Here is a 26184-nt window from a genome sequence, read left to right as displayed (position 1 = left end):
GCGACACCCGCTCGGCTATCAGGGTCCTGCGTTCCTGTTCGATGAATTCGTAGTCTGGGGTTTCACCGCCGGCATCCTCGCGGGTTTGCTCGCGGTGTCCGGGTGGGAACTGGAGTGGGACCACTCCGACGTACGAGACCTGGAGGAGACACTGGAAGCTGTGGGGATGGTCTCGCCGATTCCGCGTGCGCCTATGCCGGATTCGTCGGTGCTGCAAGTGGAGGATTCGCCGTCGCTACGGGACGGTGACCGATGACCGGGTCGGGGTGGCTCGACGCGCTCGTCATCGCGCTCGCCGTACTTGCCGCACTGTCCGGTTGGCGTCAGGGCGCGGTCGCGTCGGCGATCGCCTTCTTCGGCGTTCTACTCGGAGCCGTCGCCGGAATCCTCATCGCGCCACACATCCTCGTGCACATGGAGGACGGGCGAACCCGTGTCCTGGTCGGTGTTCTGCTGATCATCACGCTCGTGGTGGTCGGCGAGATCGCGGGCATGATTCTCGGCCGCGCGCTGCGCGGTGGAATCCGCCACCCTGCCGCACGGTCGGTGGACAGTGTGATCGGTGCCTGCCTGCAGGCCGTGGCCGTACTCGTCGCGGCGTGGTTGCTCGCGATCCCACTGACCACGTCTTCGCAGCCGCTCGTCGCGTCATCGGTGCGCGGGTCGAAGGTGCTTGCCACCGTGGACGACCTTGCGCCCGAATGGATGCGGGAGCTGCCCAAGGAGTTCTCCGCCCTGCTCGACACCTCCGGTCTGCCGGACGTGATCGGACCGTTCGGCCGCACTCCTGTCGCTTCGGTCGGCCCGCCGGATCCGGCTGTACTCGACAGCCCGACGGCTCGGGACCTGCAGACCAGCGTGCTGCGCATCCGGGGCATCGCCCCGAGTTGTCAACGCGCACTGGAAGGTTCGGGCTTCGTCATCGCGCCCGAACGAGTGATCACCAACGCGCACGTGGTGGCCGGAACCGCCGGCGTGTCGATCGACACTGCCGACGGCACCCTGCCTGCCCGCGTGGTCCTGTTCGATCCCGCGGTCGACGTCGCGATCCTGTCGGTGCCAGGTCTCAGCGCGGCGGCAATCCCGTTCGCCCCCGAGCCGGCCGAACCCGGCCAGGACGCGATCGTGCTCGGCTACCCGGGCGGCGGGCCGTACACCGCGACCGCTGCGCGCGTGCGCGAGACGGTCGATTTGAGCGGGCCGAACATCTACCGGGACGGCACCGTCGAACGTGAGGTGTACACCGTGCGCGGGTCGGTAAGGCAGGGCAACTCCGGCGGGCCGCTCGTCGACGTCCAGGGCCGTGCGCTCGGAGTGGTGTTCGGTGCCGCCGTGGACAACAGCGATACCGGGTTTGTGCTCACCATGAAGGAAGTCGGCCAGCAGATCAGCTCGGCGCTCAATTCGTCCACCGCGGTGGACACCGGGGACTGCATCATCTGAGGTTCGAGCCCGAGTGCGCTCAGGCGTGCCCGGTGGAGTGTTTGGTGAAGCGGATCAGCTCGGCTGAGACCTGATCCGGAGTTTCCTGGTGCACGTAGTGCCCGGCACCGCCGAGGCTGACCAGTTCGCGCCGCGGTGCCCACGTTGTGCACCGGCGGAACGTGCTGACCAGCACGAACGGGTCGAGGTCGCCGTGGATCTGCAGTACCGGGATCCGGATCTGCTCGTCCATCGCGGTCATGAACCGTCGGCCGTCCGGTCGCCACTGGCTGCGGAACGCCCAGCGCTGATATTCCAGGGCGCAATGCGCAGCGCCCGGAATCTGGATCGCCGATCGCATGCGCTGCGCGGTCTCGGCGAATTCCGAGGTGGCGGGCCAGGCGGGGCCCGCATGCAGGCGCAGCATCCTTTCGACCGCAAAACCGTTGCTGTCGGTGAGCTTTCGCTCGGGTAGCCAAGGCAACTGGTGGCTGAGGAAGGTGGGCAGCCAGGCGACCCGCTGCGGGTTGTCGCGCAGCACCGAGCGCTTCAGCGCGATCGGATGCGGGGAGGAGATCAGCGCGATGGAACTCACCAGACGCGGGTGCAGCACCGCCGTCGCCCAGCAGACGAGGCCGCCGTCGGCATGGCCCACGAGCGTCGCGTCGTTGTGGCCGAGCGCGCGGATCAGGCCGGCGACGTCACCGGCCAGCGTCCAGCCGTCGTAGCCACGCGGCGGCTTGTCGGTATCGCCGTAGCCGCGCAGGTCGACAGCGACCGCACGGAACCCGGCTTCGGCGAGTGCGGCCAATTGATGCCGCCAGGACCACCAGAAGTCCGCGAAACCGTGCAGCAGCACTACGAGGGGAACATCGGCGCCCTGCGCGCCCGTTTCGACGACGTGAAAGCGGATCCCGTTCGCGTGAATATCGCGGTGCGTCCACGGTCCGTCGATACGGACCGTGGAGGGATCGGGCTTACTCATGACCGGAGACACGGCAGGGGATGAGAACACGACTGAAGACAGAGACATGGTTGAAGACACCGCACTGAACGTCACCATGGCCGCCGCGAACCCCGGATCGAGATCCCAGGTTCGCGAGCGACGGCATGGAGTCGAACTTAGTGGCCGATCGCGCCGCTCGCGTGCTGGCCGCCGACCGTATCGTGGTGCTCGGTGGGCAACACGGTCTTGACCTGCTTGATCGAGTCGATCGTCTTCTCGGGCGCACGCAGTTTGCGGACGCGCGCGTAGCCGCCCAACGCGAAGCCCACCGCGACCAGGACCATCAGCACAAATACGCTGAGGAACGCGGCCCAGCGCGGCAACCACTCGTCGAGCAGTTCGGCGAGGAAGAAGAAGAAAAAGAACGCGCTGAACAGCAGCACGGTCAGCGCCAGGAGGAAGAACAGGCTGCCCTGCAGCCCCTTCTTGACCTCGCCGGTGACCTCGGCCTTGGCGAGTTCCACCTCTGCGCGGAACAGCGTGGAGAGTTGCGTGCTGGCATCACGGACGAGGTCGCCGATGCTCGCGGTTCCGGGCATCCGCACGTCGACGTCCGAGAGCGGAATCGAGGCAACGGTCGACGGCGCGCCCGGCTCGCCTGCTGCGCGGCGCTTGCCCTCGTCCCCGTTACTGCGGTGTGTCACTGGTCGACCCCTCCGGTTCGTCATCGTTGCCTGAGCTACCGACATGCCGCGGTGCTCCCGCGCCACCGTCGCCGGCGCGCGGTCGCGTCGTCCGCCGCTGACCATGTACCCGGCCGCGGCGGAAGAGAAGCGCCGAGCCGAGCAGACCAGCAATCAGCGACGCTGACAGTACCGCCGCCTTCGCCGTGTCGACCACCGATCCCGGCTCGTGCTCGAGCGCGAGTTCCGCAATCAAAAGGCTAACGGTGAACCCGATGCCACCGAGCACCGATAGGGCAAACATGTCTCGATCGGCCAGTCCGGTCGGGCGGGTGGCCACCCCGAGCCAGGTGGCGAGCCGGCTTACACCGAAGATGCCGAGCGGCTTGCCGACCAGCAGGCCCACGATGACCGCGAGTGCGACGGGATCGGTGAACATGTCGCCCAGCACGGTCGCATTGATCGGAACACCGGCCGCGAACAGGGCGAACAGCGGTACACACAGCCCGGCGGAGATCGGCTGAAGTCGGTGCTCGAGCCGGGCGGCGGGTGCAAATTCCTCATTCGGATCCCGCCGCACGCGCGTCATGAGGCCGAGTGCCACTCCGGCGAGCGTTGGGTGGACCCCGCTCGAGTACAACGCGAACCAGGCGAACGCGGCGAGCGGGACGTACAGCAGTGCCGTGCTGATTCGCGCGTGTTGCGCCCACGAATATGCGGCGACGGCCGCGACGGCGGCGAGGAGCCAGCCGAAGGCGATGGTCGCGGTGAACAGGACTGCGATGAGCACGATCGCGAGCAGGTCGTCGACCACCGCCAGGCTGAGCAGAAATACCCGCGCACTCGCTGGAATCCGCGAGCCGGTGAGAGCAAGTACGCCGAGCGCGAAGGCGATGTCGGTCGCGACCGGGATCGCCCAGCCCTGCTCCATGCCCGGCGTGCCCCACCCGATTGCGGCGGCAATGATGGCGGGCACCACGACGCCACCACATGCGGCTATCACGGGCAGGGCGGCACGCTTGCGATCGGCGAGTTCGCCGACCACGAACTCGCGTTTGAGTTCGAGGCCGGCGACGAAGAAGAACACCGCCAGCAGGCCGTCCTGCGTCCACTCGCCGATGCTCAGGTGCAACGCCTCGGGCCCGAAAGCCCAATCCCGCACCGTGACATAGGAATTGCCGAAGGTGTTCGCCCACAGCAGTGCCACCGCGGCCGCGGCGAGCAGGATCGTGCCGCCTACCGTTTCCGTCCGCAGGTATCGCGAGAGCTCATTGCGCAGCGGGGGAGGCAACGTCCTAAACCTCCGATCGCGGCACCGGTCAGCCGATCTCGACGCTCACCCGTTCTTGATCGCGTCGAACACCTTGGGATCGACGAGCGTCGACGTGTCGCCGAGTTCGCGGCCCTCCGCGATATCGCGCAACAGGCGGCGCATGATCTTGCCCGACCTCGTCTTCGGCAGTTCGGGCACGATCTTGATCTCCCGCGGCTTGGCGATCGGCGAGATCTCCCGCGCGACTTCGTTCTTCAGCTCCGCGATCAGCTCGTCGCCGGTGTTCTCGGTGTTCGAGGCGAGGATGACGAACGCGACGATGCCCTGGCCGGTGGTCGAATCGGACGCTCCGACGACCGCGGCCTCGGCGACACCGGAGTGGCCGACAAGCGCGGATTCCACTTCGGCAGTGGAGATCCGGTGGCCGGACACGTTCATCACGTCATCGACGCGGCCGAGGATCCAGGTATCGCCGTCCTCGTCGTATCGCGCGCCGTCACCCGCGAAGTACCAGCCCTGGTCGGCGTAGCGGGACCAGTAGGTCTCGCGGAAGCGCTCCGGGTTGCCCCACACGCCGCGCAGCATCGACGGCCACGGCTCGTCGAGCACGAGGTAGCCGGTATCGCCCGGCTTCAGCGGCTTTGCCTCGTCGTCGACGATGCTGGACGAGATACCGGGCAGGGGCGTCATCGCGGCGCCCGGCTTGGCCGCGGTCACGCCCGGCAGCGGCGCGATCATGATTGCGCCCGTTTCGGTCTGCCACCAGGTGTCCACGATGGGGGTCTTGCCGCTGCCGATGACGTCGCGGTACCAACGCCACGCCTCGGGGTTGATCGGCTCGCCGACGCTGCCGAGCAGACGCAGGCTGGACAGGTCGTGCGCATCGGGGATCTCGCGGCCCCACTTCATGAACGTGCGGACCAGCGTCGGCGCGGTGTAATAGATGCTGACCTTGTACTTCTCGACGATGTTCCAATGCCGGTGCTCGTCGGGCGAATTCGGCGTTCCCTCGTAGACGACCTGGGTGGCGCCGTTGGCCAGCGGGCCGTAAACGATGTAGGAGTGCCCGGTCACCCAGCCGATATCGGCGGTGCACCAGTACACGTCCTGACCCGGCTTGTGGTCGAAGACGTAGTGGTGGGTGTAGGCGACCTGGGTCAGGTAGCCGCCACTCGTGTGCACGATGCCCTTCGGCTTACCGGTGGTGCCCGAGGTGTAGAGGATGTACAGCGGGTGCTCGGCCTCGAACGGCCGCGCGGTGTGCTCGCTCGACGCGGGATCCACGACCTCGTGCCACCACAGGTCGCGGCCGTCGGTCCAGTCCACGTCGATACCGCAGCGCCGCACGACCAGCACGTTGCGCACCGATTCGGCACCGTCGAGCGCCTCGTCGACCGCGGTCTTCAGCGGTGCGGCCTGACCGCGCCGGTACTGGCCGTCGGTGGTGATGACCAGCTTGGCCTCGGCGTCGTCCACACGGGAACGCAGTGCGGTGGCGGAGAAGCCGGCGAATACGACGCTGTGGGTGAGCCCGAGCCGGGCACACGCGAGCATCGAGACGATCGCCTCGGGCACCATCGGCATGTAGATCGCGACCCGGTCGCCGGCCTGCAGACCGAGTTCGGTGAATGCGTTGGCCGCGCGGGATACCTCGGCGAGCAGGTCCGAGTAGGTCAGCGTGCGGTCATCGCCGGGCTCGCCCTCCCAGTAGATCGCGACCCGGTCGCCGTTTCCGGCCTCGACGTGCCGGTCCACGCAGTTGTAGGCGACATTCAATTCACCGTCGGCGAACCACTTCGCGACATAGCTGGGTCGCTCCGCAGGCTCCGCTCCTGCGGCGCCCCCTGACCAGTCGAGGGTCTCGGTAAACGGCTTGTGCCAGTGCAGCCGCTGCGCCTGCTCCGCCCAGAACCCGAGTCGGTCGGTGGACGCCGCTTCGTAAATGCTCGCGTCCGCATTGGCGGCCGCGACGAAATCCGCGCTTGGCGGGAAGGCGGTGGGTCGTTCGCTCTCGTCGGTGGTGGTCATTGCCTTCCGCCTTCCGCGTCGAAATGAGGTGAGCCGCCGAACGTGTGCTCGGTTCGGCGGCCGGCGACTGTGGCTCGTGCGCGAGGCTGCCACCGATCGGAGCCGATGCTACCGGCGCGGTCGCACCCGACTCGGCACGAGACGCGTTCGCGGGTACCCGGTTGCGAGCACCCGCGAACACACGTCACTCGTTGTCGCCGCCAGTGGCTGCGGTCGCGCCGATGTCTCCACTACCTGCCAGGGCGCGCGCAGCGGGCCACACCCAATCGCGCACCTCGGGGAGGTCCTCGCCGTGCGCGCGGGTGTACTCACGAGCAGTGATTCGCGCGTCGACCATCTTCTGCCGCAACCCAGCTGCCCGACTGCGCAGGAACGGCACGTGGTCGATGACGTCCATCACCAGGCTGTAGCGGTCGAGGTCGTTGAGCATGACCATGTCGAACGGCGTGGTGGTGGTGCCCTCTTCCTTGTACCCGCGCACGTGAATGTTGCTGTGCCCGTTGCGCCGGTAGGTCAACCGGTGGATCAGCCACGGGTACCCGTGGTAGGCGAACACGATTGGCTTGTCGGCAGTGAAGATGGAGTCGAAGTCCCGGTCCGACAGACCGTGCGGATGCTCGCGTTCATCCTGTAGCCGCATCAGGTCCACGACGTTGACGAACCGGATCTTCAACTCGGGCAGATTCTGTTTCAACAGATCCACCGCTGCGAGCGCCTCGATGGTGGGGATGTCTCCGGCACAACCGATCACAACATCCGGGTCTTCACCATCGGTTTCGGTGCCTGCCCACTCCCAGATGCCGAGTCCGCGTGTGCAATGCGCGATGGCCTGGTCCACGGTGAGGAAGGTCGGGCTCGGCTGCTTGCCTGCCACGACCACGTTGACGTACTGGCGTGAGCGCAGGCAGTGGTCGTAGGTGGACAGCAGTGTGTTGGCGTCCGGCGGCAGATACACCCGCACCACTTCGGCCTTCTTGTTCACCACATGGTCGATGAAGCCGGGGTCCTGATGGCTGAAGCCATTGTGGTCCTGACGCCAAACATGGCTGGACAGAAGGTAATTCAGGCTTGCAACCGGCCGCCGCCAGGGGATGTCGTTGGTGACTTTCATCCATTTGGCGTGCTGGTTGAACATCGAGTCGATGATGTGGATGAACGCCTCGTAGCAGTTGAACAGGCCGTGCCTGCCACTGAGCAGGTAGCCCTCGAGCCAGCCCTGGCATTGATGCTCGGAGAGCATTTCCACCACGCGCCCGGCGCGCACGAGGTGCTCGTCGACCTCCGGGCCGATGAGGTCTGCGTTCCACTGCTTGCCGGTTACCTCGAATACCGGCTGCAACCGGTTGGATGCGGTTTCGTCGGGACCGAATATCCGGAAGTTGTCCGGATTGAGCCGCACGACGTCGGTGAGCCACTGACCGAGCACCTTCGTCGTCTCCACGGCACCGGCGCCCGGCGTCGGCACATCGACGGCGTACTCGCGGAAGTCCGGCAGGCGCAGGTCCTTCAACAGCAACCCACCGTTGCCAACCGGGTTGTCACTCATCCGCAACTCACCCTCGGGGGCGAGGTCGGCGATCTCCGGGAGCAGTTTGCCGTCCTCGTCGAACAATTCCTCTGCGTGATAGGAGGCGAGCCATTCGGCGAGGACGTTCAGGTGCTCGGCGGTATCTCGCGCGTTGGCGAGTGGCACCTGGTGAGCGCGCCAGGAACCCGTGGTCTTCTTCCCGTCGATGGTGGCGGGGCCGGTCCAGCCCTTCGGGGTGCGGAACACGATCATCGGCCACTGCGGGCGGTTCTCGTCGCCGCCCGCCGCGCGTGCCTTGATCTCGGAGATCTCGTTGAGCACCTCGTCGAGCAGCGTCGCGAAGCGGCGGTGCGCGTCGGCTGGATCGTCACCTTCCTCCACGACGAAGAAGTGCGGTTTGTGGCCGTACCCGACCATCAACGCCGCCAGCTCGTCGTTCGAAATTCGCGCCAGTACCGTCGGATTGGCGATCTTGTATCCGTTCAGGTGCAGGATCGGCAGGACCACGCCGTCGTAACGCGGGTTGATGAACTTATTGGAATGCCAGCTCGTGGCCAGCGCGCCGGTCTCGGCCTCGCCGTCGCCGACGACCGTCGCGACGAGCAGGTCCGGATTGTCGAACGCTGCGCCGTAGGCATGCGACAGCGCGTAGCCGAGCTCGCCGCCCTCGTGGATCGAACCAGGTGTTTCCGGCGCGACGTGCGACGGAATGCCGCCGGGGAAGGAGAACTGCCGGAACAGCCGGCGCAGGCCCTCGGTGTCCTCGGTCATGTCCGGGTAGTACTCGGTGTACGTGCCGTCGAGGTAGGCGCTGGCGACCAGGCCCGGGCCACCGTGACCGGGGCCGGTCACGTAGATCGTCGACTGTTCGCGCGCCTTGATGACGCGGTTCAGATGCGCGTAGATGAAGTTCAGTCCGGGCGTGGTGCCCCAGTGCCCGAGCAGTCGCGGTTTCACATGGTCGCGCGTTAGCGGAGTGCGAAGCAGTGGATTGTCCAGAAGATAGATCTGCCCCACGGAGAGGTAGTTCGCGGCGCGCCACCAGCGGTTCAGCTGCGTCACGGCCGCGTCGCTCAGGGGGGTCACATCGGCGGATCGCCATGTGCTTGCGGAAGTCGTCGTCACATCACACGCTCCTGATCGGGCAGGGATGGATTACCACTGTCATCCAACCGCAGATCGCGCCATGCGGCAGTCCTTTCGCGGTGTCGTAGTGAAGCCGAGTCACGCCGCGGCGTGACGTGGTGGTTCGCCAGAAGTGCGTATCGATGGTTGGCTCGGACGTATGGAGCAGTCACTGAGCGTGATCACACTCGGGGTTGCCGATGTAGAGGCGGCTCGCGCGTTCTACGTAGACGGACTTGGCTGGGAAGCCACTTTGGTGGTGCCGGACGATGTGGTGTTCCTGCAGATCGGGCACGGCATGCTGCTCGCGCTGTGGAACGCCGAGCACATGACCGCCGAGGCAGGTCCAATCATGGATACGCGCGGCAGTTCGGCGTCCGCGCCGATCACCCTGGGCCACAACGTCGCATCAGCGCAGACCGTCGATGACGTCCTGCGCGTCGCGGAGGAGGCCGGCAGCCCATTGGTTCACTACGGCGAACACCGGGAGTGGGGTGGCTATTCGGGCTACTTCACGGACCTCGACGGTTACCGCTGGGAGATCGTGCACAACCCGGGCCTGCGCGTTGAGCCCGACGGGCGCGTCGTCTTCGGGGGCTGACGATCGAGTGCCGCTGGTCGCCGGGGTCGTACCCGGCGGCCTGGTGAACGCCGTTCCTGCACCAAGCCGGTAGCGTCTTTGGCCGTGACCGACCCTCTGCTCGCGCTCGTCGACCTGCCCGGAGTCCGCGCCGCGGCCGATCGTGCGCGTGATGCGCTCGCCGAGGTGCACCGGCACCGCGCGAACCGCCGCGGCTGGCCGACAACCGCGGCGGAGGCAGCAGTGCGCGGAGCGCGCGCATCTGCCGCGATCGAGGGCGCCGATATCTCATTGCCCGAGGACGGTCGTGTGGTCGAGCCGGTACTCGCGGGTTCCCTCCGGGTCAGCAATGCCCTCGATGGGGATGCGCTGCCAAACACTGTGCGGACGTGGGAGCGCGCGCCGCTGCAAACACTCGCTCGGTTGCACCTGCTCGCGGCGACCGATATCGCGGCAGCGGAGGATCTCGGCCGACCACGCACCGATCCGGGTGTGGGCGAGCGGCTGAACCTGCTCGGGCAGGTTGTGGTCGAGTCGACGGTGCCGGCACCGGTAATCGCCGCGGTTGTGCACGGCGAGATTCTGGCGCTGCGCCCGTTCGGCACGGCCGACGGAATCGTCGCCCGGGCGGCATCTCGGCTGGTCGCGGTCGCGAGCGGGTTGGATCCGCACAATCTTGGCGTTCCCGAGGTGGCCTGGATGCGCCGCCGCGACGCCTACCTCGCCGCCGCGGACGGCTTCGCCACCGGTGACCCCGCCGCGGTCGGCGCATGGATCACTTTGTGTTGCGAAGGGCTGGAGGACGGAGCCCGCGAGGCGACATCGATCGCTGATTCCGCGCAGTAAATGACATTCGCGCAGAAATAAGTTGTGCACTCGGTGCAGATATCGGATAGCGCCGATTTAGGAATTAACTACAAGATCAAATAACGCGCAGACTTTCCCTACACAGATGTGGGCGGCGCTGCCGATCGAAATCGACCTCGCCGCCCGCAAGCACGGATCGCAGGGTTACCATGCGTGCCTTGGTTGGTTGTGTTTTTCGGCCTCGGCGAAGCTCCGGATATCGGTGGTTCATCCCCGCAACTCGTGCGAGGTCCTCGCCAACGAAGACCCGAATCTCGCAGGCCCACAACGCTTCTGCCCTCGGAGTGGCCCGCTCCGCGTGGGTACCAAGCGCCCGTGCTGGGGTTAGTCGGTCGGGAGGTCGAACCTTCTCTTCCGGTTCGGTCTTGGCCTTCCGGTAACCCGTACGTCCTTTCTACCCCGCGCTCCCGCGCACTTCAAGACTTGACAAGAATCAGTGTGTCACGAAGTGGTAAGTGTGAAAGTTGTTGCGCAGTTGAGTTATTCGACTGCGGCACATACCCTTTCGCGCGCGGAATTCCATTGGCGATTGCCGCGGTCCAGAAATGGGACCGATTAGCGGCGACGCCGGAGCAAACTGTAGGTGACGGCGCCGGCAATCATTGCGCCCACGGACACCGCGGCTGTCGCGGCGACCGTGGTGGACGAAGGCGTTGGCAGTCGAGCGCGCAGCGAGACCGGATTGGAGAAAGTGAGCACCGGCCAGCCGCGCTCGGTGGCCTCCCGCCGCAGCGCCCGGTCCGGGTTGACAGCTGTCGGGTGGCCGACGGCCGAGAGCATCGGCACGTCGGTGACGGAATCGGAATAGGCGAAGCATTTTTCGAGGTCGTATCCCTCGCGTTCGGCAAGTTCGTTGATCGCTTCGACTTTGCCGGGACCATAGCAATAGAACTCGAGGTCGCCGGTGTACTTGCCGTCGCGGACGATCATCCGGGACGCGGCGGTGTACGTGGCACCGAGTGCCTCGGCGATCGGGGCAACCAGTTCCTCACCCGAGGCCGAGACCACCACGACGTCGTGGCCGCGGATCTTGTGATCGGCGATCAGGTCGGCCGCCTCGGCGAAAATCAGGGGATCGACGACGTCGTGCAACGTCTCGGCAACGATTGTTTTCACCTGTTCGACGTCCCACCCGCCACACATGCTGGTGAGATGCGCGCGCATCCGCTCCATCTGATCGTGGTCCGCGCCAGAGACCAGGAACATGAAATGGGCGTACGTGCTCTTGAGGACGGCCCGCCGGTTCAGCAGACCCTGAGCGAAGAAAGGTCGGCTGAACGCGAACGTGCTGGACCGTGCGATGACCGTCTTATCGAGGTCGAAGAACGCGGCGATGCGGCCCGGTTGGGTCGTCGCCGATGGCTGCGCCGTCACGCCACCAGGATAGGGCCCGATACGATCGACGGGTCACTTCGAGGCGACATGACACAAAAGTTGAACTTGCAATAATCCACATCTCCGGGTGTAGTATGGCTCTTACCTGGACACGTTCCAGGACGTTCAGCCCGACCCCCCGGGGCTGAACCTGACGGCCCCAGCCTCCTCCCCCCTGGCTGGGGCCGTCCTCTATTTCCGGACGGCTTTGCGCGAAATGCGCAAGCCCCCAAGCGATTCTGTGGATAACTTCAAAGTTATCCACAGTTGTTGATAACGGCCCTTTGCCGAGTGAAATCGGGTCGAAGCTAGTGCCATGACTTCGGCTGAACCGGACCCGCGGGCCGTGCTGGTGATGGTGTCGGGCGGCGGGCTGCTCGACGAAATCCGCCGCATCGGTGCCGCGACAGAGTGTCCGATGACCGAGCCGGCGCCCCCTCCGGGCCGGCAAGCGTGGACCCGAGCTCGGTCGATTGTGCTCGACTCGAGCACTGCTGCCGCGTGTGTCCGCGAGCGCCTGCCACGCCGCCCGGGGATCGTGTTGGTCAGTGAGGGTGCGCCCGGGTTGGCGCAGTGGCAGGTCGCGACCGCGGTGGGTGCCGAGCGGGTGATCGCGCTGCCGGAGGAAGCACCCGAACTCGTCCGCGCCCTCGCCCAGCGGCCCGCCGGCGGCGGGGGTGGCCGCGTGATCGCGGTCCTCGGTGGTCGTGGTGGGGCAGGTGCCTCAACGTTTGCTGCAGCGCTGGCCTGTGCCGCCGACAATTTGCAGCGCACCCTGTTGGTCGATTGCGATCCAAGTGGTGGCGGGCTGGATCTACTGCTCGGGATCGAGAACAAACCGGGACTGCGCTGGCCGGGTTTGGTGGTCGAGGACGGCCATGTCTCGGCGGATGCGCTGCACCATGCGCTCCCGGTCGCGAATCAACGGATCTCCGTACTGTCGTGCGGGCGCGGGACCGCGGCCGTGGAGTTGCGACCGGCGGCCGTGCAGGCGGTACTCGACGCCGGCCGGGAGGCCGACGACCTCGTAATCTGCGATGTCGCGCGCGACCGAGGGCCGACGAGCGCGGCGATTCTGTCCTGCGCCGATCTCGTTGTTCTTATTGTTCCCGCCGAGCTTCGTGCCGTCGCTGCCGCAGAGTCCGCGGTCGGCTTCGTCTCCAGCCACAACATTCGTACGGTGGCGGTCGTCCGGGGTCCGGCACCGGGCGGATTGAGTGCGGACGATGTGTCCGATGCCCTGGGGATTCCGCTGGTTGCGCATATGCGACCGGAGCCGAGGCTGTGTGGACAACTCGAGCGCGGCGGTCTCCGGCTCGGGCGGCGCGGTCCGTTGCGCCGTGCCGCCAACAAGGTCCTCGACGCGCTGTTCGAGCGGGTCGATGCCTCCGATTCAGGATGGGTCGCATGAGTGCGCTCGTCACCGCCGAACTGCTCGATCGTGTCCGGGACCGGCTCGCGCAAAGTACGGGCGAGCCGACCCCGGCCACCGTGGCCGCGGCGATCCGCGCCGAGGCAGGAGGTGTTCTCGGCGATACCGATCTGCTCCGGGCCTTGCGGATGCTGCAGACCGAGCTCACCGGAGCCGGGCCGCTCGATCCCCTGCTCGCCGATCCGGCAGTGTCGGATGTGCTGGTCAGCGGGCCGGATGAGGTCTGGGTGGATCGCGGCGGCGGCCTCGAACGGGTCGGGGTGAGCTTTCCCGACGAGGCGGCAGTACGCCGGCTCGCGCAACGGTTGGCCCTCGGCGCCGGGCGGCGACTCGATGACGCCCAGCCCTGGGTGGACGGTCGGCTGCCCGCTACGGAGCGGTCCGGGTTCGGGGTCCGATTGCATGCCGTTCTCGCACCGATTGCCTACGCGGGAACGTGCCTGTCGCTGCGAGTGCTGCGGCCGGCGGCGGAGGGGCTCGATGCGCTGGCCGCCGGCGGGACGCTTGCACCCGAGGCGCTCGTGCTGGTCGAGCGCATCATCGCGGCTCGCCTGACGTTCCTGATTGTCGGAGGCACGGGCGCGGGGAAGACAACTCTATTGGCGGCCATGCTGGCGCGGGTCGACGAGCGCGAGCGAATCGTGTGCGTCGAGGACGCGGCCGAGCTGGCACCCCGCCACCCGCATGTCGTTCGCCTGGTGGCGCGCTCGGTCAATGTCGAGGGTGTCGGCGAAGTGACGGTGCGTGATCTCGTGCGCCAAGCGCTGCGGATGCGGCCGGACCGCATTGTTGTCGGCGAGGTCCGGGGCGCGGAGGTGGTGGACCTGCTCACCGCACTGAATACCGGGCACGACGGCGGCGCGGGCACCGTGCACGCGAACTCACCGCGTGAAGTGCCCGCCCGGCTCGAGGCGCTCGCGGCGCTGGGCGGAATGTCGCGGCCCGCACTGCACAGTCAGGTCGGGGCCGCGCTGCAGGTGATCCTCCATGTGCACCGCGGCGCAGATGGTCGACGGCGGCTGCGCGAGATCGGCGTGGTTCGCCGCATCGACGCTGGTGAGGTGTGCATCGTCCCGGCCTGGCGGCTCGATGGCCAGTCCGCTCCAGCCGCCGACGAACTGTGTGCGCTACTGGCAGCGCGGGAGGACCGATGACCGCAGCACTGCTGTTCGCGGCGCTTGCGCTGCTCGCTTTCCCGCCAAATCGGGCCCGCACGCGATTCGCTGCGGCTCATAACCCGGCCAGTCGGGAGAGTCGGCTTCGCATGCCGGCGGCAGAGAACGCTGTCGTGCTGCTGTGCATTCCGGCAGGTCTGATCGGCGGGATGGGCGGCCTGGTCGCATCCGCGTTACTGGCGGCCACGCTGCGCACGCGGATGCGGCGCTCCCGGATGGCGCGGGCCCGGGAGGTGGAGCGCAAGCACCTGCTCGACGGGCTCGAGATCGTGATCGCGGAACTACGGGTGGGCGCCCATCCCGCGAGCGCCGCATCGGCCGCCGCAACCGAATGCACCGGATCTGCCGCGCGCGCATTCGAAATCGCCTCCGCCCGTGCCCGGCTCGGCGGCTCCGCAGCCGATGGCTTGGGGCGGGATGACGAGATGATCGGTGCCGAACTCGGCCGAATCGCCGAGGCGTGGCGCATCGCCGAACAACACGGTCTCGCGCTGGCCGAGCTGTTGGAGGCAGCACGGCGGGACCTGTTGGCGCGCATAAGGTTCGGTGCGCGGCTCGATTCGTCCCTCGCCGGTGCGCGAGCCACCGCCGTGGTGCTCGCTGGATTGCCGGTGCTCGGTATCGGTCTGGGGCAGCTGATGGGAGCAGCACCGTTGCGGGTCCTGCTGGGCGGCGGTTTGGGTTCGATCCTGTTGGTGATCGGCACCGGTCTCGTGTGCGCGGGGTTGTTGTGGAGCGACGCCATCACTCGCCGGGTGGTGCCATGATCGCAGCCGCGTTCGCGTGCGGTGCGGCGGCGGTGCTCGCCGCACCAGCTCCGCCCGGGCGACAGCGATTCTCGAAGATGCGTGGAACGGATGCCGAACCGGCGGCGGTCATGAGCCGCGGTGGCGATGATCCACTCGCTGTCGCAACAACTTTCGACCTCTTGGCAGCGTGCTTGCGGGCAGGGCTGCCCATGGCATCGAGCGCCGCGGCGGTAGCCCGAACCGCGCCGTCCCCGCTCGACGAATCGCTGCGGCGCGCAGCGGACCTTATGGTGCTCGGAGCCGACCCCGATGCGGCGTGGCGAGATGCCGCAGCCGATCCCGCGACCGAGTCGCTCGCCAGGGTGGCACGCCGCTCCGCGAAATCCGGTGCCTCGCTAGCACGCGCGATGGACGAACTTGCCGAGCATCGTCGCGAAGGAGAAGAGGACGCCGGTGCCGCGCGCGCGGAGCGAGCTGGCGTGCTGATCAGCGGTCCGCTCGGACTGTGCTTCCTACCCGCGTTCATTTGCCTCGGCATCGTCCCGGTGGTGATCGGGCTCGCAGGCCGAGTGCTAGGGGGAGGCCTGTTGTGAGTGAAGGACAAGCGGCACAAGGACACAACCAGCGCGGGCGGTCCGCGCCGGCAATGGAGGAGGGGGACAGCGATGTTGGTGCGATTCGGGAGGACGATCCGCCTGCGGCTGGTCGAGGCGGCGGTGCAGGACGACGGCATGAGCACGGCGGAATATGCCATCGGAACTATTGCCGCAGCGGCCTTCGGCGCGGTGCTCTACGGAGTGGTGACCGGGGACTCGATTGTGTCCGCGCTGACCGGGATCATCGACAAGGCACTGAAGACGTCGATGTGAATGGCAGTGCGCGGTGCCGTGCCCGGATGGTTCGGGCGCGGCACCGCGCCGCCAACGACTCCGGCGGCGTCACGGTGGAGGCGGCGATCGTGATCGCCGCGGTCGTTGTGGTCCTGGTGCTGTGCCTCGGTGCGCTGGTCGCCGGGTCAATGCACGTGCGCTGTGTCGACGCCGCACGCGAGGCGGCCAGGTTGGCTGCGCGCGGTGACGACGCGAACGCCGTGGCGACGGCACGGAAAGTGGCCCCGCCAGGCGCAGTGGTGACGGTGCACGAGGACGGTTCGCTCGCGATCGCCACCGTCACCGCGCACACACCGTTGCTTCCGGGACTCGATATCAATGCCCGCGCGGTAGCCGCGGTCGAACCGGATCGTGACGACCGATGACCCGAGGTCCCACTCCCGATGAGGGTGAGCGGGGCGCGGCCACCGTACTCGGCAGCTTCGGAATCATCGCCCTGCTCGCAGTGGTGTTGCTGATGGTGCAGTTCGGGACGGCCGTCGCGGCTCGGCACACCGCGCAATCCGCGGCCGACCTCGCGGCTCTGGCAGCGGCGGCCGCGCTCGAACGCGGCAATGGTTCGGCGTGCGCGGAGGCGGCCCGGATCGCGGGGCAGATGACGGTCCGGCTCGCCGACTGCGAGGTCGAGCAGTGGGATGTCGTGGTCGCCGTGGGGGTTTCGGTGGCGCTTGCGTCGTTTGGGCGGCGGGAGGCGCGGGCGGTGGCGCGGGCAGGGCCGGCGGACGAGTAACTGAAATCAATTCAGTTTAATTTCAACATGATTGGAGAAGTTCGTGTCGACAACCTTTTCGGCTGAGCAAGTGCGAACCTTGGTTGAGCGTTGCGAGCAGTTCAGAGGATCGAAAGCGCCGGGCGGCTACAGGGACAGCCTTGCGCTGTGCGTCATCGACTCGGTCCAGTCGACGATGGTCACATACTCGACCGTCGAGAAGGTCGTGGATCGCTACCGTGCGTACCGACGCGAGCAGGGCGGCGATGCGGACACGGATGGCGCCGAGGAACTCGCCGCGACCTTCGCAGAACTGGACGGTCATGAGGCGTGGGCAGACCGTATCGGCACTCGAAACAGAACCGCGCCAACCAAGGAGGCGCCGCTGAAGTCGTTTGCGATCGAGGCCGAAGCAATAGCCCTTCTCGGCGTCGGAATCGTTACTGCCCAACAACTTCGCGACGCAGCGGAGGATCCAGCCGGGCTGGAACGAGCTATGGCCGAATGGCTGAAGGTTCCTGGCCAGCGATCGGGCGTGACGTGGCACTACTTCCTGATGCTCGCGGGGATACAAGGCATCAAGCCGGACCGGATGGTCCTGCGGTTCGTCGCGAAGTCGCTCGATTTGCCGTTGCGAACGGTGACGCCGGAATTCTGTATCGAGATCCTCCGAGACGTCGGATCCGAAGTTTGCATGGACGCGACCGATCTCGACTACGCGATCTGGAATTGCGAACGCGGGCGGTAGCGCGGGGACGGGCCGGCGGACTAGTGGGGCGCCCTACTTGTTCGCCGTGCCCCACCAGTACTGCATGAACGGCTCCATTCCCCGGCTGACGAGCTCGATCCGGGGCCCGGTCGGCCCCTTCGCGTATGCCCACAGGACAGATCCGGAACCGTCCGGGTTGTAGGACTTCACTTCGAAAGGAATGCCGTTGGATTCCAGTGTGGCCAAATCAGATTCGATGTCGTCGGACCAGTAGCCGATGTGGTGTACGCCGGAGTCTGCAGGAGTCCACAGGGAGCCGGGGACGGTCTGCAGTAGCTCCACTCGCGGATCGGCCCCGGAGTAGACCATCTTCATCGGGATGGTGACTTGGCCGTCGGGTGTGACGGCCTCCTGGTCGACCTCGACGATGTCGGTCCACGTGTAGCCGGCAATCTCGGCGAGCCGCTCCATCGTGGCTTCGAGGTCATCGACGACTATGCCTGTGTGGTACAGGTTCTCGGCCTTCATTCGGTCTCCTTGGCCTGGGCGAGCTTGATCTCGGTTTCCAGCCACTGAACTTCGCTGTGGTTCTCGTGACCGCTCGCAGAAAGGAGTTGCTCGAGAGCATCGCGCTTAACGGTCAATGCGTCCGCATCACCAGGGTTATGCGCCAGCACGATGTCGATCAACTGCAGGGCCTCCAGTGGCCGGCCCGCCTTCGCATGGGTCTCTGCCCGCTCGATGAGGGGCGCGGGTCCACCGACGAGGTCGACCACGTCTGACCAGACCGACGACGGTGGGCGGTCGTACAACTCGGTGGTGGACTCGAAGCGGAACCAGCCGACGTGTTCCTCCCAGATCGACCGCACAATCCACGGCACCTTGCCGTGCACCTGCGGCAGGGCCAGTTCCGGCGGGAGGGTTACGTCGCGCATCAGCGTCCACAGGTCGGCTCCCGCGTTCATGCCGTCGATAGTCCGGTCGCGGAGGTACACGGTCGCGTCACGCACCTTGTTCAGCGTCGACAGGATTTCGTCGGTGCCGTTGAACTCTTCGTGGCCGTTGATGAGCGTGGCGGGTTCGAGCGCGATCACCCGGTCGACAGAATGGACGAAAGCCATTGCGCTGCGGATCTTGTCGCCGCGCAGGGTGTACAGATTCGGGACGTGGCCGAAGAACGGGCCCATGAGGTTGCCGATGAATACCGTGCGGTGTTCGGGCATCCACACGACAAGCGCGTCGGTGGCTTCGCCGCCGGGAGTGGCGAAAAGCTCGAGCTTCCGGCCGCCGAGATCGAACTCGAAGCTGTCGATGAATGAGTCGGTGAGCACCGGCTCCGGCGGCAGCATTGCCGCGGCGCTCTCGACGTCCATGAAGGCGCCCCACAGTTTCATGATCCGGCGTACGTAGAACGGGTGGAGGCGCCGCCAGTACTCGCGAACGTCGGAATGATTGGCCTGCGCGATCGTGCGGACCCCGGGCTGATCAAAGTCGTGCCACCCGCTGACGTGGTCGGGATGGCCCTGGGTGAAGGTGATCGCCCGCAGCGGCCCCTTGCTGACCCGGTCGAACCGGGCCTTGATCTCGGCCGCCTCGAACACCGTCCCGGTGTTGATGAGCAGGTCACCCTCGGTTGACGTCACCAGATAGCTGTTGGCGATGTTCCTGGACATGAAGATGCCGTCGCCCAGATCGGCGGCCTCCTGCGCGCCTTCCCCCTGCTTGACCAGCTCGTCCAGCGATGGCGTCATATCGCATCCTCCGAGGATTGAATGGCTTGTAACCTAACATTTGTTCTCCTATCCCGGATAGCATCTCGGTTCGTGACCTCCCCAATTTCTTCGCCGCCGGTATCGGTGGTCGACGGACTCGCCGACCGAGCCCGCGAGCGGGCCGGGCTCGATGATTTCGGCGGCGACTCGTGGCGTGTGGGCCTGCAGTTACTGGTCGACACTTGCGAGTCGGCGCCCGGCGTCAACCCAGGTGGCCGCGAGTTCGTCTATGGCCAACTCGTCGATGCGTTGTGGAATCGGCTGCGGGTGGTCGACTACGTCAAACGTCATCCCGAAGTAAGTGACCAGCCCGTCGAGCGGCCGATCGTCGTGCTCGGACTGCCGCGCACCGGGACGTCGCTGGCGAGCTATCTGCTCGACCAGGATTCGCTGCGCCGCTCGCTGCTGACCTGGGAGGCGGAGGACTCGATCCCGCCCTCGACGATCGACACATTGCGGACCGACCCGCGCTGCCTGAAGAAGAAGGCCGAACTCGATGTCCTCGCAGCGGGATTGAAGGCGGCCAACATCCCGATGGTGCATTGGGACGAGGCGGACGGGCCGACCGAGTGCGTGTTCGTGCAGGGCCAGGACTTCAAGTCGTATCTGTGGGAGGCGTTCATGCCCACCGCCGATTACGCCGACTGGCTGCTCGGGGCCGACATGTCGAGTGCCTATGACTACGAGCGGACCGTGCTGCAGGTACTCCAGTCGCGTACTCCCGGGCAGACGTGGTCGCTCAAGATGCCGTCGCACGCCGTGCATATCGAGACGCTGCTGGCCGCCTTCCCCGATGCGCGGATCGTGTGGGCGCACCGCGACCCGTTCAAGTCGACGGCGTCGTTCTTGCGACTGAACTACCTGTCCCGGTCGGTGCTGGGCGCCGAGATCGACGTCGATGTGATCGTGCCGAATGTGTTGCGCCAATTGAAAGAACACGTCGAGCGGCCGTTGGCTGCGCGCCGCCGGATCGGCGACGATCGATTCTTCGACCTCCACTATGCCGAGCTCGTCCGGGATCCGATCGCGGTCATGCGGTCGCTCTACGATTGGGCCGGCGACGATCTCACCGAGTCGACGGAGCAGGCGATGCTGGACTTCCTGGATGCGCATCCGCAGGACCGGTTCGGAGTCGCGCCCTATTCTCTGGACGAATCGGGTGTGACGCGCGCCGACCTGGAACCGATCTTCGATGAGTACCTGTCGGTCTTCGATGTCGAACTCGAGGGAGACGCGCGATGAGGGCAGCGGTGACGACGGCCGACCAGGGCTTCGAGGTGATCGAACTTTCCGACCCCACGCCGGAGCCCGACCAGTTGGTTATCCGCGTGGCCGGGTGCGGAGTCTGCGGCTCGGATATCAAGGCCCAGCCATACGCTCCGGCCGGGATGGTGCTCGGGCACGAATTCGGCGGTGAGATCGTGGCCGTCGGGTCGGAATCGAATGGTTGGCGAACCGGAACCAATATCGCTGTGCTGCCGGTCATTTCCTGCGGTTCGTGTCGATACTGCGAGGCCGGCGCGGTGTCGCACTGCGCTGGATCGAGCTATATCGGGATGGGGCCGCAGGGCGGGTTCGCGGAGTTCGTCGCGGTACCTACGCGCCACGCGTTCGAGCTTCCCGCGGAGTTGCCCACGAACTTCTCCCCGCTGGTTGAGCCATTCGCGGTCGGCCTGCACGGCGTGCACAGTGCCGAGATCGGCCCGGGCGATGACGTCCTCATCGTGGGTGCCGGAGGTGTTGGACTGACGACTCTCGTGTGGGCACTGCAGAAGGGCGCAGCCCGGGTCACTGTGGCCGATCCCGACCCGCAACGTCGTGAGTCGGCGATCGCGGCGGGGGCTACCGAGGTGCTCCCGTCGGTGGCCGACGCCGAACCCGCTGCCTATGAAGCGGTCGTCGAGTGCGTGGGGCTCCCCGAGTTGTTGCAGGCCTCCCAGCCCGCGCTGCGACCGCGGGGTCGCCTGGTTGTGTCCGGCGCGTGCTCCGAGCAGACGACCATCGAACCCATCACTGCGCTGCTCAAGGAGCTCACGATCCGGTACTCCGTCGCGTATACGACGGATGAATTCCGGGAGGTCATCGCGGCGTTCGGAACCGGAAAAGTCGATCCCACAACAACTATCGGGCCGACGTTCGGCCTCGACCGCATCGCGGACGCGTTCGCGGCGGTCCGGGGTGGACAAGTGCAGGGGCGCGTTTCCGTCACGCCGTAGCACCATCGCGGCGTTAGGTGCGCGTCACGGTGAGCGGCCGGTCGTATGAGGTGTCGGAGCGATCCTGCGCAACGGTCTGAATCTGGGACAGGAAACTGACGACATCCGGGCTCAGCAACGACGGCGCGGTCGTCGCCCATTCGACGAGGCATACGCGAGTGACGATGCCCCACCGGCCGTCACGACGTTCGAGGCGGTCCGCGTAGCGGCCACCCGTGAGCGTGAACGGCTTCTCAGTGTCCTGCTCGGTACCGATGAACAGGAAGTACGTCTCCGCGTGCGCTTCGTCACCGTTCAAATCGACGGTGTGGTTCGTCAGGTAGTGCTGGTGTCGCGGGTGGCTATCGTGATAGCTCATCGCGAAGTCGATGTAATCGCCTACCGGGCCGACGAATTGGGCATGATCGTCAATCGCATCGTCGTGGTACGCGGAGCGGATGAGTTCGCGATCGTGCCGGTCCATCCCGCGCGCATATCGATGCATGCAATCCAGGATGTCTGCGCGATCGGCCAGTTCCTGCACACGCCGCATCAACGCTGAGTTTTCGTCCATCTCCGTACCCTTCGTCGCAACGGGGGCCGGGTCAAGCGCTCTCGCCGCTCTGCGCGAACACGTCCACACCGAGTCGGTCGCAGACGGCAAAGACTTCCTCGAATATCGAGCCGGGGACGGTGAAGGGTTCGGTCGCCTGGACTTCCGCAAGGTGCGTGGCAATGTCGTCGGCGGTCGGCTTGCTGTCGCCCGTTGAGAGCCAGCCTTCGCCTAGCCCGACGAATACCCGGGCGAATCGCCCGGCGCACGCGGAGTAATTCTGATGAGTGAAATCGCAAGTCCGGCTTGCCAAGTACACGACCATCGGGACGACCAGGTCGGGGTCGATAACCTTCAGGAAGCCGATGTCGTCGAGCGACGTGGCATCGCCGATCGTTTCGGTAACCATCCGGGACAGCCCGAACGGGAGCACGGTGTTGGAATGGATCCCGTGCTCCGCACCCTCGATCGCGATGACGTTGCTCAGCCCAACCAGGCCGGCCTTTGCCGCCGCGTAATGCGATTCCCAGGGCTGGCCGAACATCCCGCCCGAGGACGAAATGAAGACGAAGCGTCCGTAGCCCTGCGCCTTCATCACCCGAAATGCGGGTTGTGCCAGATAGAACCCGGCGTCGAGATGGACGCGAAGCATATTGCGCCAGTCGTCGGGAGTGAGTTCGTCGAAGGCGATGCTGTTGAAGATTCCCGCGTTGCTCACCACGGCGTCGAGGCGGCCGAAGTTGTCGACCGCGTTCGCGACGATCGCCGCTCCGCCCTCCGGGCTGTCGACCGAGTCGTACGACGCGACCGCCGTACCGCCGGCCTCGAGGATTTCCGCGACAACCGCGTCGGCCACGCGGGCGTCGGATCCTTGGCCGCCGATCGACCCGCCAAGGTCGTTCACGACCACCGCTGCACCGCGCCGCGCGAGATCGAGGGCGTAGAGGCGGCCGAGTCCGCGACCGGCGCCCGTGACGATGGCGACCTGATCCTGGAAATCGATCATCTGCTGCTCCTCCGGAGTTTCGGCGGGCGAATGGGCGCGTTCCCGTCCCGCACTGTAGGCCGGAACAGATATTTGGGTCAACCGTAGTGACGGTCGCTGGGGCAAGCGATCACCACGGTGGCTTGAACGGACAGGAGACCGGCGAGCTTGGGGCCAGCGCCGAACTCAGGGCCAGCGCCGTGGATCCACGCGTATGGAAGGCCGCGCCGCATGGGTGGCAACGATTGCCAAACGAATATCAGCGGGTGCTGTCGTTGAACAGTGATCAGGGTGCATCTCCACGCCGGTCGTGGGGCAGTTGTGCACTATCAGCGCGGAGTTGCGTCGGACGGGCGCATCCTTTCGATGTCCGCCGCGAGCGACTGGCGTTGCTGCACAGCGGCCTTCAGCGAGTCCGCAAGCTTGGGCAACACGATCTCGGCAGCCTTGGCGCCGGGCACGACCACGGTCTGCTGCGGCAGCGCGGCGAGGATGTCATCGACCAGGCGCGCCCCCATGCGGGGTGCGTGTTTGACCGCGACGGTGAGCAGTCGACGGCGCCCGGCGCTGCGGATACCGTCTGGGCCACCGAACCGAGACAGGATTTCGAGGACCGCGGGATGTGTAACCGCGGCCCGAGGACGCGTTCGAGCGCGGGATGAATACCGGTGAGCAGGCCGCGGATCCGGTTCACGGTGCGGGTGACTTCGCCGGCGAGGTCGTCGTCGTATCCGACGATCACGCCGAGTTCGGTGAGCGTGTCGTCGCCGACATCGACGCGGCGCAACGCATGCGGCATGGTGCGGGCCGCGTCGGCGATGATGAAGGCATCGCGCGCGTCGGTCTTGGCTTGTCCCGGATACAGATCCGCGATTCGGCGCATCGCAAGCCCGGGCAGGTAGGCGATGTCGTGACCGCGCGCGCGGGCTACGGCGACCGGCAGCGCGCCGATCGTGTTGGGCTGGTCGACCACGATCAACAGCCGGCCATGTGTCGCGAGCTGGTCGAACACCGCCCGTAGTTTGGTCTCGTCGTTGGGCAGGGCTTTGTCGAACAAGCGCTTACCGGCCGCGTCCAGACCGACTGCGTGGTGTTCGCCTTTGCCCACGTCAACACCGCAATAGACCGCGTATCTCGGCGCCACGTCGCGTGTTCCTCGTCGTTCGTGACCGTCCGGTCGCCGATCCGGCATCGACGCCCGGCACCTACGTTACGAAGAGACCTACCTGCGGCCCTGTCCTATCAGCGGTCCGTCGATGCCGCCAGCTCGCGGCGACACCACCCCCCGGATCATTGGAAAGACAGGGGCAGGAAGTCATACCGGAGCTGGCGACCGGAGCCCTGGTTCCAGGGCCACGAGAAAGGTAACGGGGGGGTCAGATGCAGAACTTCTGTTCAATCGAGCCGAATGGGAAAGTGATGCAGAACAGGGACCCATTGCCCCCTCCGGACCCGGTGGACGACCCCGGGCCCGACTGGACTGGATGGAGACCCGGTACTGCAGGTACCGCGGAAGCCGCAGGTGCGCTCAGCGCACCGACCGACAGGGCGATCGCTGTTGCCGCCAGCGCGATAGAAGTTTTTCTGGTCATGGTGGAGCCCCTCAGTTTTGCAACGAAACGGATAATCAACCCGACCCAGCGCGCTCATTCATACTCGCACCGCTGCAATTGGAGCCGCAAGCAAATCCACTAATCTAGCAGCTCGGGAAATTAACGAACCCCCTTGAAGTAGCCCGCACAACCGTAGACGCGGCGTGCGTCAACCGGCATCGGGTGTGTCGGACCGAGGGCGTGTCTGACAAATATCTCGTGGTGTTTCGGGTGACTATTGAGGGTGTCGCGAATTCAGTTGCTCTCCGATGAGCGGTGGTCATTCATCTAAGGAATGCTGCCTTCTCGAACAGGTAAGCGGGGCAGGCCGTTCGGTGACGCCCGCACGATCGTGGAAGGCATCGTCTACCGGTACCGGTACCGGTGTGGGATCGGGTGGCGAGATCTGCCCGAGGTGTTCGGGCCGTGGCAGACGGTGTGGACCTGGCATCGACGGATGAGCGGCGACGGCACCTGGGATCGGGAACTTACCCGTCTGCTGTCCACGGCCGATGCCGCCGGGCAGGTGGAGTGGCGGTATCGGTGGACTCGACCATCGCCCGTGCACATCGGCACGCCACCAACCTCACGCGCCTTGCGGGGGCTGGATCGAATTACACGAATCCGGGCGTCGAGGCACCTGACCACGGCATAGGTCGCTCGCGGGGCGCCTGGTCGAGCAACATTCACCACCTCGTCGACGGGCATAGCAGACCGCTGGTGATCCTGGTCGGGGAGGGCCAGGCCGGTGATGCACCGGTGTTCGGGCAGCTGATGGGACATCTGCGGATTCCCCGTGTCGGGGGCGGCCGGGCGCGCACTCGACCCGACCGTGTCCGCGGCGACAAGGCGTACTCCTCGCGCACGATCCGCAACCACCTGCGTCGCCGCGGTATCGGAGCGGTCATTCCGCAGCCCGCCGACCAGATCGGGCGCCCCAAACGCCGTGGCTCGGCCGGTGGGCGCCCGCCGGCCTTCGATGCCGAGGACTACAAGGGCCGCAACGTGATCGAACGCGGCTTCAACGCCGTCAAACAATGGCGCCGGCTGGCCACCCGCTACGACAAACTCGTCGTCGTCTAGGGGGGCTCCATGCCATCACCGTTTGGGTGAATCATTTGTCGGACACGCCCTAGGGGTGGCGCTCGTATGCGAGGTCGCGCGGACGACTATCGTCCTCTAAGTAAGCAGGCTCACAAGGTAATTAGTCTACTTGGACACAAAGCGATCGCAGTTATCGAACGACGGACATCTCGCTAATAGATCGAGGCCGTCCCCGCCCGGCGCGATGGGTATCGTCGGATGGCTCGGATTCCGAGTCCGCAGGCGTTCACCTGCCCGGAGTTCTGAAGCCGCCGCCGTATAGCCGAAAGAATATCTAGCGGCCCGGGCGGAGGTTGTGCGCGGCCGCGATACCGAGTTAGTTCTGGCGGTTCGCTCGTGTATGAATTGACTGCCTGCTTGATCGAATATCCACACCAATCGATGCGCTCGTGAATGGCCCGGTGACCGGCCTACACGGTCATCCCCGGTCTGATCTATGTGCCGAGGGACAAGCCCTGGTGGTCACCGTGTCGGCAAAGCGCAGCAGCGCAAG

25 protein-coding genes and 2 pseudogenes are annotated in these 26184 nt (G+C 66.2%); 16 read left to right on the top strand and 11 right to left on the bottom strand.

What is annotated here, in order from left to right:
- Window positions 1–256, top strand: a pseudogene (locus A8G08_RS28155) (hypothetical protein); the annotation flags it as partial.
- Window positions 253–1443, top strand: a complete 1191-nt coding sequence (locus A8G08_RS23420; RefSeq protein WP_068279544.1) for a MarP family serine protease — start codon at window positions 253–255, stop codon at window positions 1441–1443. The pseudogene A8G08_RS28155 and the gene A8G08_RS23420, both read left to right, overlap by 4 nt.
- Window positions 1444–1462: 19 nt before the next feature.
- On the opposite strand, the gene A8G08_RS23415 is transcribed toward A8G08_RS23420, so the two are convergent.
- From A8G08_RS23415 to A8G08_RS23395, 5 genes are all read right to left on the bottom strand, one after another.
- Window positions 1463–2407 (bottom strand): alpha/beta fold hydrolase, encoded by a 945-nt coding sequence (locus A8G08_RS23415; protein WP_068279538.1) that lies wholly within the window; start codon window positions 2405–2407, stop codon window positions 1463–1465.
- 137 nt (window positions 2408–2544) lie between these two features.
- Window positions 2545–3096 carry a phage holin family protein gene (locus tag A8G08_RS23410; protein ID WP_084436772.1) on the bottom strand — a complete coding sequence of 184 codons (552 nt, stop codon included), beginning with the start codon at window positions 3094–3096 and terminating at the stop codon, window positions 2545–2547.
- Window positions 3056–4342, bottom strand: coding sequence for a Na+/H+ antiporter NhaA (nhaA, locus tag A8G08_RS23405; RefSeq protein WP_084436770.1), 1287 nt, complete (start codon window positions 4340–4342; stop codon window positions 3056–3058). Before nhaA ends, A8G08_RS23410 begins: the two co-directional genes overlap by 41 nt.
- A 45-nt stretch (window positions 4343–4387) precedes the next feature.
- Window positions 4388–6352 (bottom strand): acetate--CoA ligase, encoded by a 1965-nt coding sequence (gene acs / locus A8G08_RS23400; protein ID WP_068279532.1) that lies wholly within the window; start codon window positions 6350–6352, stop codon window positions 4388–4390.
- 184 nt (window positions 6353–6536) lie between these two features.
- Window positions 6537–9005, bottom strand: a complete 2469-nt coding sequence (locus A8G08_RS23395) for a phosphoketolase family protein (RefSeq protein WP_068279529.1) — start codon at window positions 9003–9005, stop codon at window positions 6537–6539.
- 160 nt (window positions 9006–9165) lie between these two features.
- Between A8G08_RS23395 and A8G08_RS23390 the strand changes: the two genes are divergently transcribed.
- The gene (locus A8G08_RS23390; RefSeq protein ID WP_068279527.1) at window positions 9166–9606 is read left to right on the top strand and encodes a VOC family protein; all 441 of its coding nucleotides are present in this window, start codon (window positions 9166–9168) and stop codon (window positions 9604–9606) included.
- An 84-nt stretch (window positions 9607–9690) separates the two neighbouring features.
- Complete coding sequence (locus tag A8G08_RS23385) at window positions 9691–10431, top strand: Fic family protein (RefSeq protein WP_068279524.1); 741 nt, start codon at window positions 9691–9693, stop codon at window positions 10429–10431.
- Between the two features lie 576 nt (window positions 10432–11007).
- Here A8G08_RS23385 and A8G08_RS23380 read toward each other — a convergent pair.
- Complete coding sequence (locus A8G08_RS23380; protein ID WP_068279521.1) at window positions 11008–11826, bottom strand: HAD family hydrolase; 819 nt, start codon at window positions 11824–11826, stop codon at window positions 11008–11010.
- A gap of 316 nt (window positions 11827–12142) precedes the next feature.
- On the opposite strand from A8G08_RS23380, the gene ssd reads away from it, so the two are divergent.
- The 8 genes from ssd (at window position 12143) to A8G08_RS23340 (ending at window position 17529) form a co-directional block, all read left to right on the top strand.
- Complete coding sequence (ssd, locus tag A8G08_RS23375) at window positions 12143–13237, top strand: septum site-determining protein Ssd (RefSeq protein ID WP_084436768.1); 1095 nt, start codon at window positions 12143–12145, stop codon at window positions 13235–13237.
- Complete coding sequence (locus A8G08_RS23370; RefSeq protein ID WP_068279518.1) at window positions 13225–14412, top strand: TadA family conjugal transfer-associated ATPase; 1188 nt, start codon at window positions 13225–13227, stop codon at window positions 14410–14412. Before ssd ends, A8G08_RS23370 begins: the two co-directional genes overlap by 13 nt.
- A complete protein-coding gene (locus A8G08_RS23365; RefSeq protein WP_068279515.1) occupies window positions 14409–15200 on the top strand; it encodes a type II secretion system F family protein in 792 nt (263 codons plus the stop codon). The genes A8G08_RS23370 and A8G08_RS23365 overlap by 4 nt, the downstream gene beginning before the upstream one ends.
- Window positions 15197–15775, top strand: coding sequence for a type II secretion system F family protein (locus A8G08_RS23360; RefSeq protein WP_068279512.1), 579 nt, complete (start codon window positions 15197–15199; stop codon window positions 15773–15775). Before A8G08_RS23365 ends, A8G08_RS23360 begins: the two co-directional genes overlap by 4 nt.
- 72 nt (window positions 15776–15847) lie before the next feature.
- Window positions 15848–16051, top strand: coding sequence for a DUF4244 domain-containing protein (locus A8G08_RS23355; RefSeq protein ID WP_068279508.1), 204 nt, complete (start codon window positions 15848–15850; stop codon window positions 16049–16051).
- Window positions 16052–16077: 26 nt separating this feature from the next.
- Window positions 16078–16437, top strand: a complete 360-nt coding sequence (locus tag A8G08_RS23350; protein ID WP_068279505.1) for a TadE family type IV pilus minor pilin — start codon at window positions 16078–16080, stop codon at window positions 16435–16437.
- Window positions 16434–16802, top strand: a complete 369-nt coding sequence (locus tag A8G08_RS23345; RefSeq protein WP_068279502.1) for an Rv3654c family TadE-like protein — start codon at window positions 16434–16436, stop codon at window positions 16800–16802. Before A8G08_RS23350 ends, A8G08_RS23345 begins: the two co-directional genes overlap by 4 nt.
- Before the next feature lie 175 nt (window positions 16803–16977).
- The gene (locus tag A8G08_RS23340; RefSeq protein ID WP_245672972.1) at window positions 16978–17529 is read left to right on the top strand and encodes a hypothetical protein; all 552 of its coding nucleotides are present in this window, start codon (window positions 16978–16980) and stop codon (window positions 17527–17529) included.
- Between the two features lie 33 nt (window positions 17530–17562).
- Here the strand turns inward: A8G08_RS23340 and A8G08_RS23335 are convergent, their stop codons facing one another.
- Together A8G08_RS23335 and A8G08_RS23330 are read right to left on the bottom strand one after the other, a co-directional pair.
- A complete protein-coding gene (locus tag A8G08_RS23335; protein ID WP_068279499.1) occupies window positions 17563–18018 on the bottom strand; it encodes a VOC family protein in 456 nt (151 codons plus the stop codon).
- Window positions 18015–19241: an alkyl sulfatase dimerization domain-containing protein gene (locus A8G08_RS23330; protein WP_068279497.1), complete on the bottom strand. Its 1227-nt coding sequence runs from the start codon at window positions 19239–19241 to the stop codon at window positions 18015–18017. Before A8G08_RS23330 ends, A8G08_RS23335 begins: the two co-directional genes overlap by 4 nt.
- 72 nt (window positions 19242–19313) lie before the next feature.
- Here A8G08_RS23330 and A8G08_RS23325 point away from each other — a divergent pair, with 72 nt between their 5' ends.
- Both A8G08_RS23325 and A8G08_RS23320 read left to right on the top strand, forming a co-directional pair.
- Window positions 19314–20504 carry a sulfotransferase family protein gene (locus A8G08_RS23325; protein ID WP_245672971.1) on the top strand — a complete coding sequence of 397 codons (1191 nt, stop codon included), beginning with the start codon at window positions 19314–19316 and terminating at the stop codon, window positions 20502–20504.
- Window positions 20501–21478 carry a zinc-dependent alcohol dehydrogenase gene (locus tag A8G08_RS23320; RefSeq protein WP_068279496.1) on the top strand — a complete coding sequence of 326 codons (978 nt, stop codon included), beginning with the start codon at window positions 20501–20503 and terminating at the stop codon, window positions 21476–21478. Before A8G08_RS23325 ends, A8G08_RS23320 begins: the two co-directional genes overlap by 4 nt.
- Before the next feature lie 13 nt (window positions 21479–21491).
- On the opposite strand, the gene A8G08_RS23315 is transcribed toward A8G08_RS23320, so the two are convergent.
- From A8G08_RS23315 to A8G08_RS26900, 3 genes and pseudogenes are all read right to left on the bottom strand, one after another.
- Entirely contained in the window at window positions 21492–22031 is a 540-nt protein-coding gene (locus tag A8G08_RS23315) for a nuclear transport factor 2 family protein (protein WP_068279494.1), read from the bottom strand.
- A 31-nt stretch (window positions 22032–22062) separates the two neighbouring features.
- The gene (locus A8G08_RS23310; protein ID WP_068279481.1) at window positions 22063–23016 is read right to left on the bottom strand and encodes an SDR family NAD(P)-dependent oxidoreductase; all 954 of its coding nucleotides are present in this window, start codon (window positions 23014–23016) and stop codon (window positions 22063–22065) included.
- Between the two features lie 338 nt (window positions 23017–23354).
- Window positions 23355–24139: pseudogene (locus A8G08_RS26900) on the bottom strand (IS110 family transposase); the annotation flags it as partial.
- A gap of 743 nt (window positions 24140–24882) precedes the next feature.
- Between A8G08_RS26900 and A8G08_RS28150 the strand changes: the two are divergent.
- Complete coding sequence (locus A8G08_RS28150) at window positions 24883–25242, top strand: transposase (protein WP_245672970.1); 360 nt, start codon at window positions 24883–24885, stop codon at window positions 25240–25242.
- The gene (locus A8G08_RS28145) at window positions 25131–25670 is read left to right on the top strand and encodes an IS5 family transposase (RefSeq protein ID WP_245672969.1); all 540 of its coding nucleotides are present in this window, start codon (window positions 25131–25133) and stop codon (window positions 25668–25670) included. The genes A8G08_RS28150 and A8G08_RS28145 overlap by 112 nt, the downstream gene beginning before the upstream one ends.
- Window positions 25671–26184 lie beyond the last annotated feature (514 nt).

Source organism: Aldersonia kunmingensis (genome assembly GCF_001646865.1).
GTDB classification, from domain to species: Bacteria; Actinomycetota; Actinomycetes; order Mycobacteriales; family Mycobacteriaceae; genus Aldersonia; species Aldersonia kunmingensis.
Note: the sequence above shows the minus strand (reverse complement) of the source record. Positions and strands in the feature narration are given on the sequence as shown.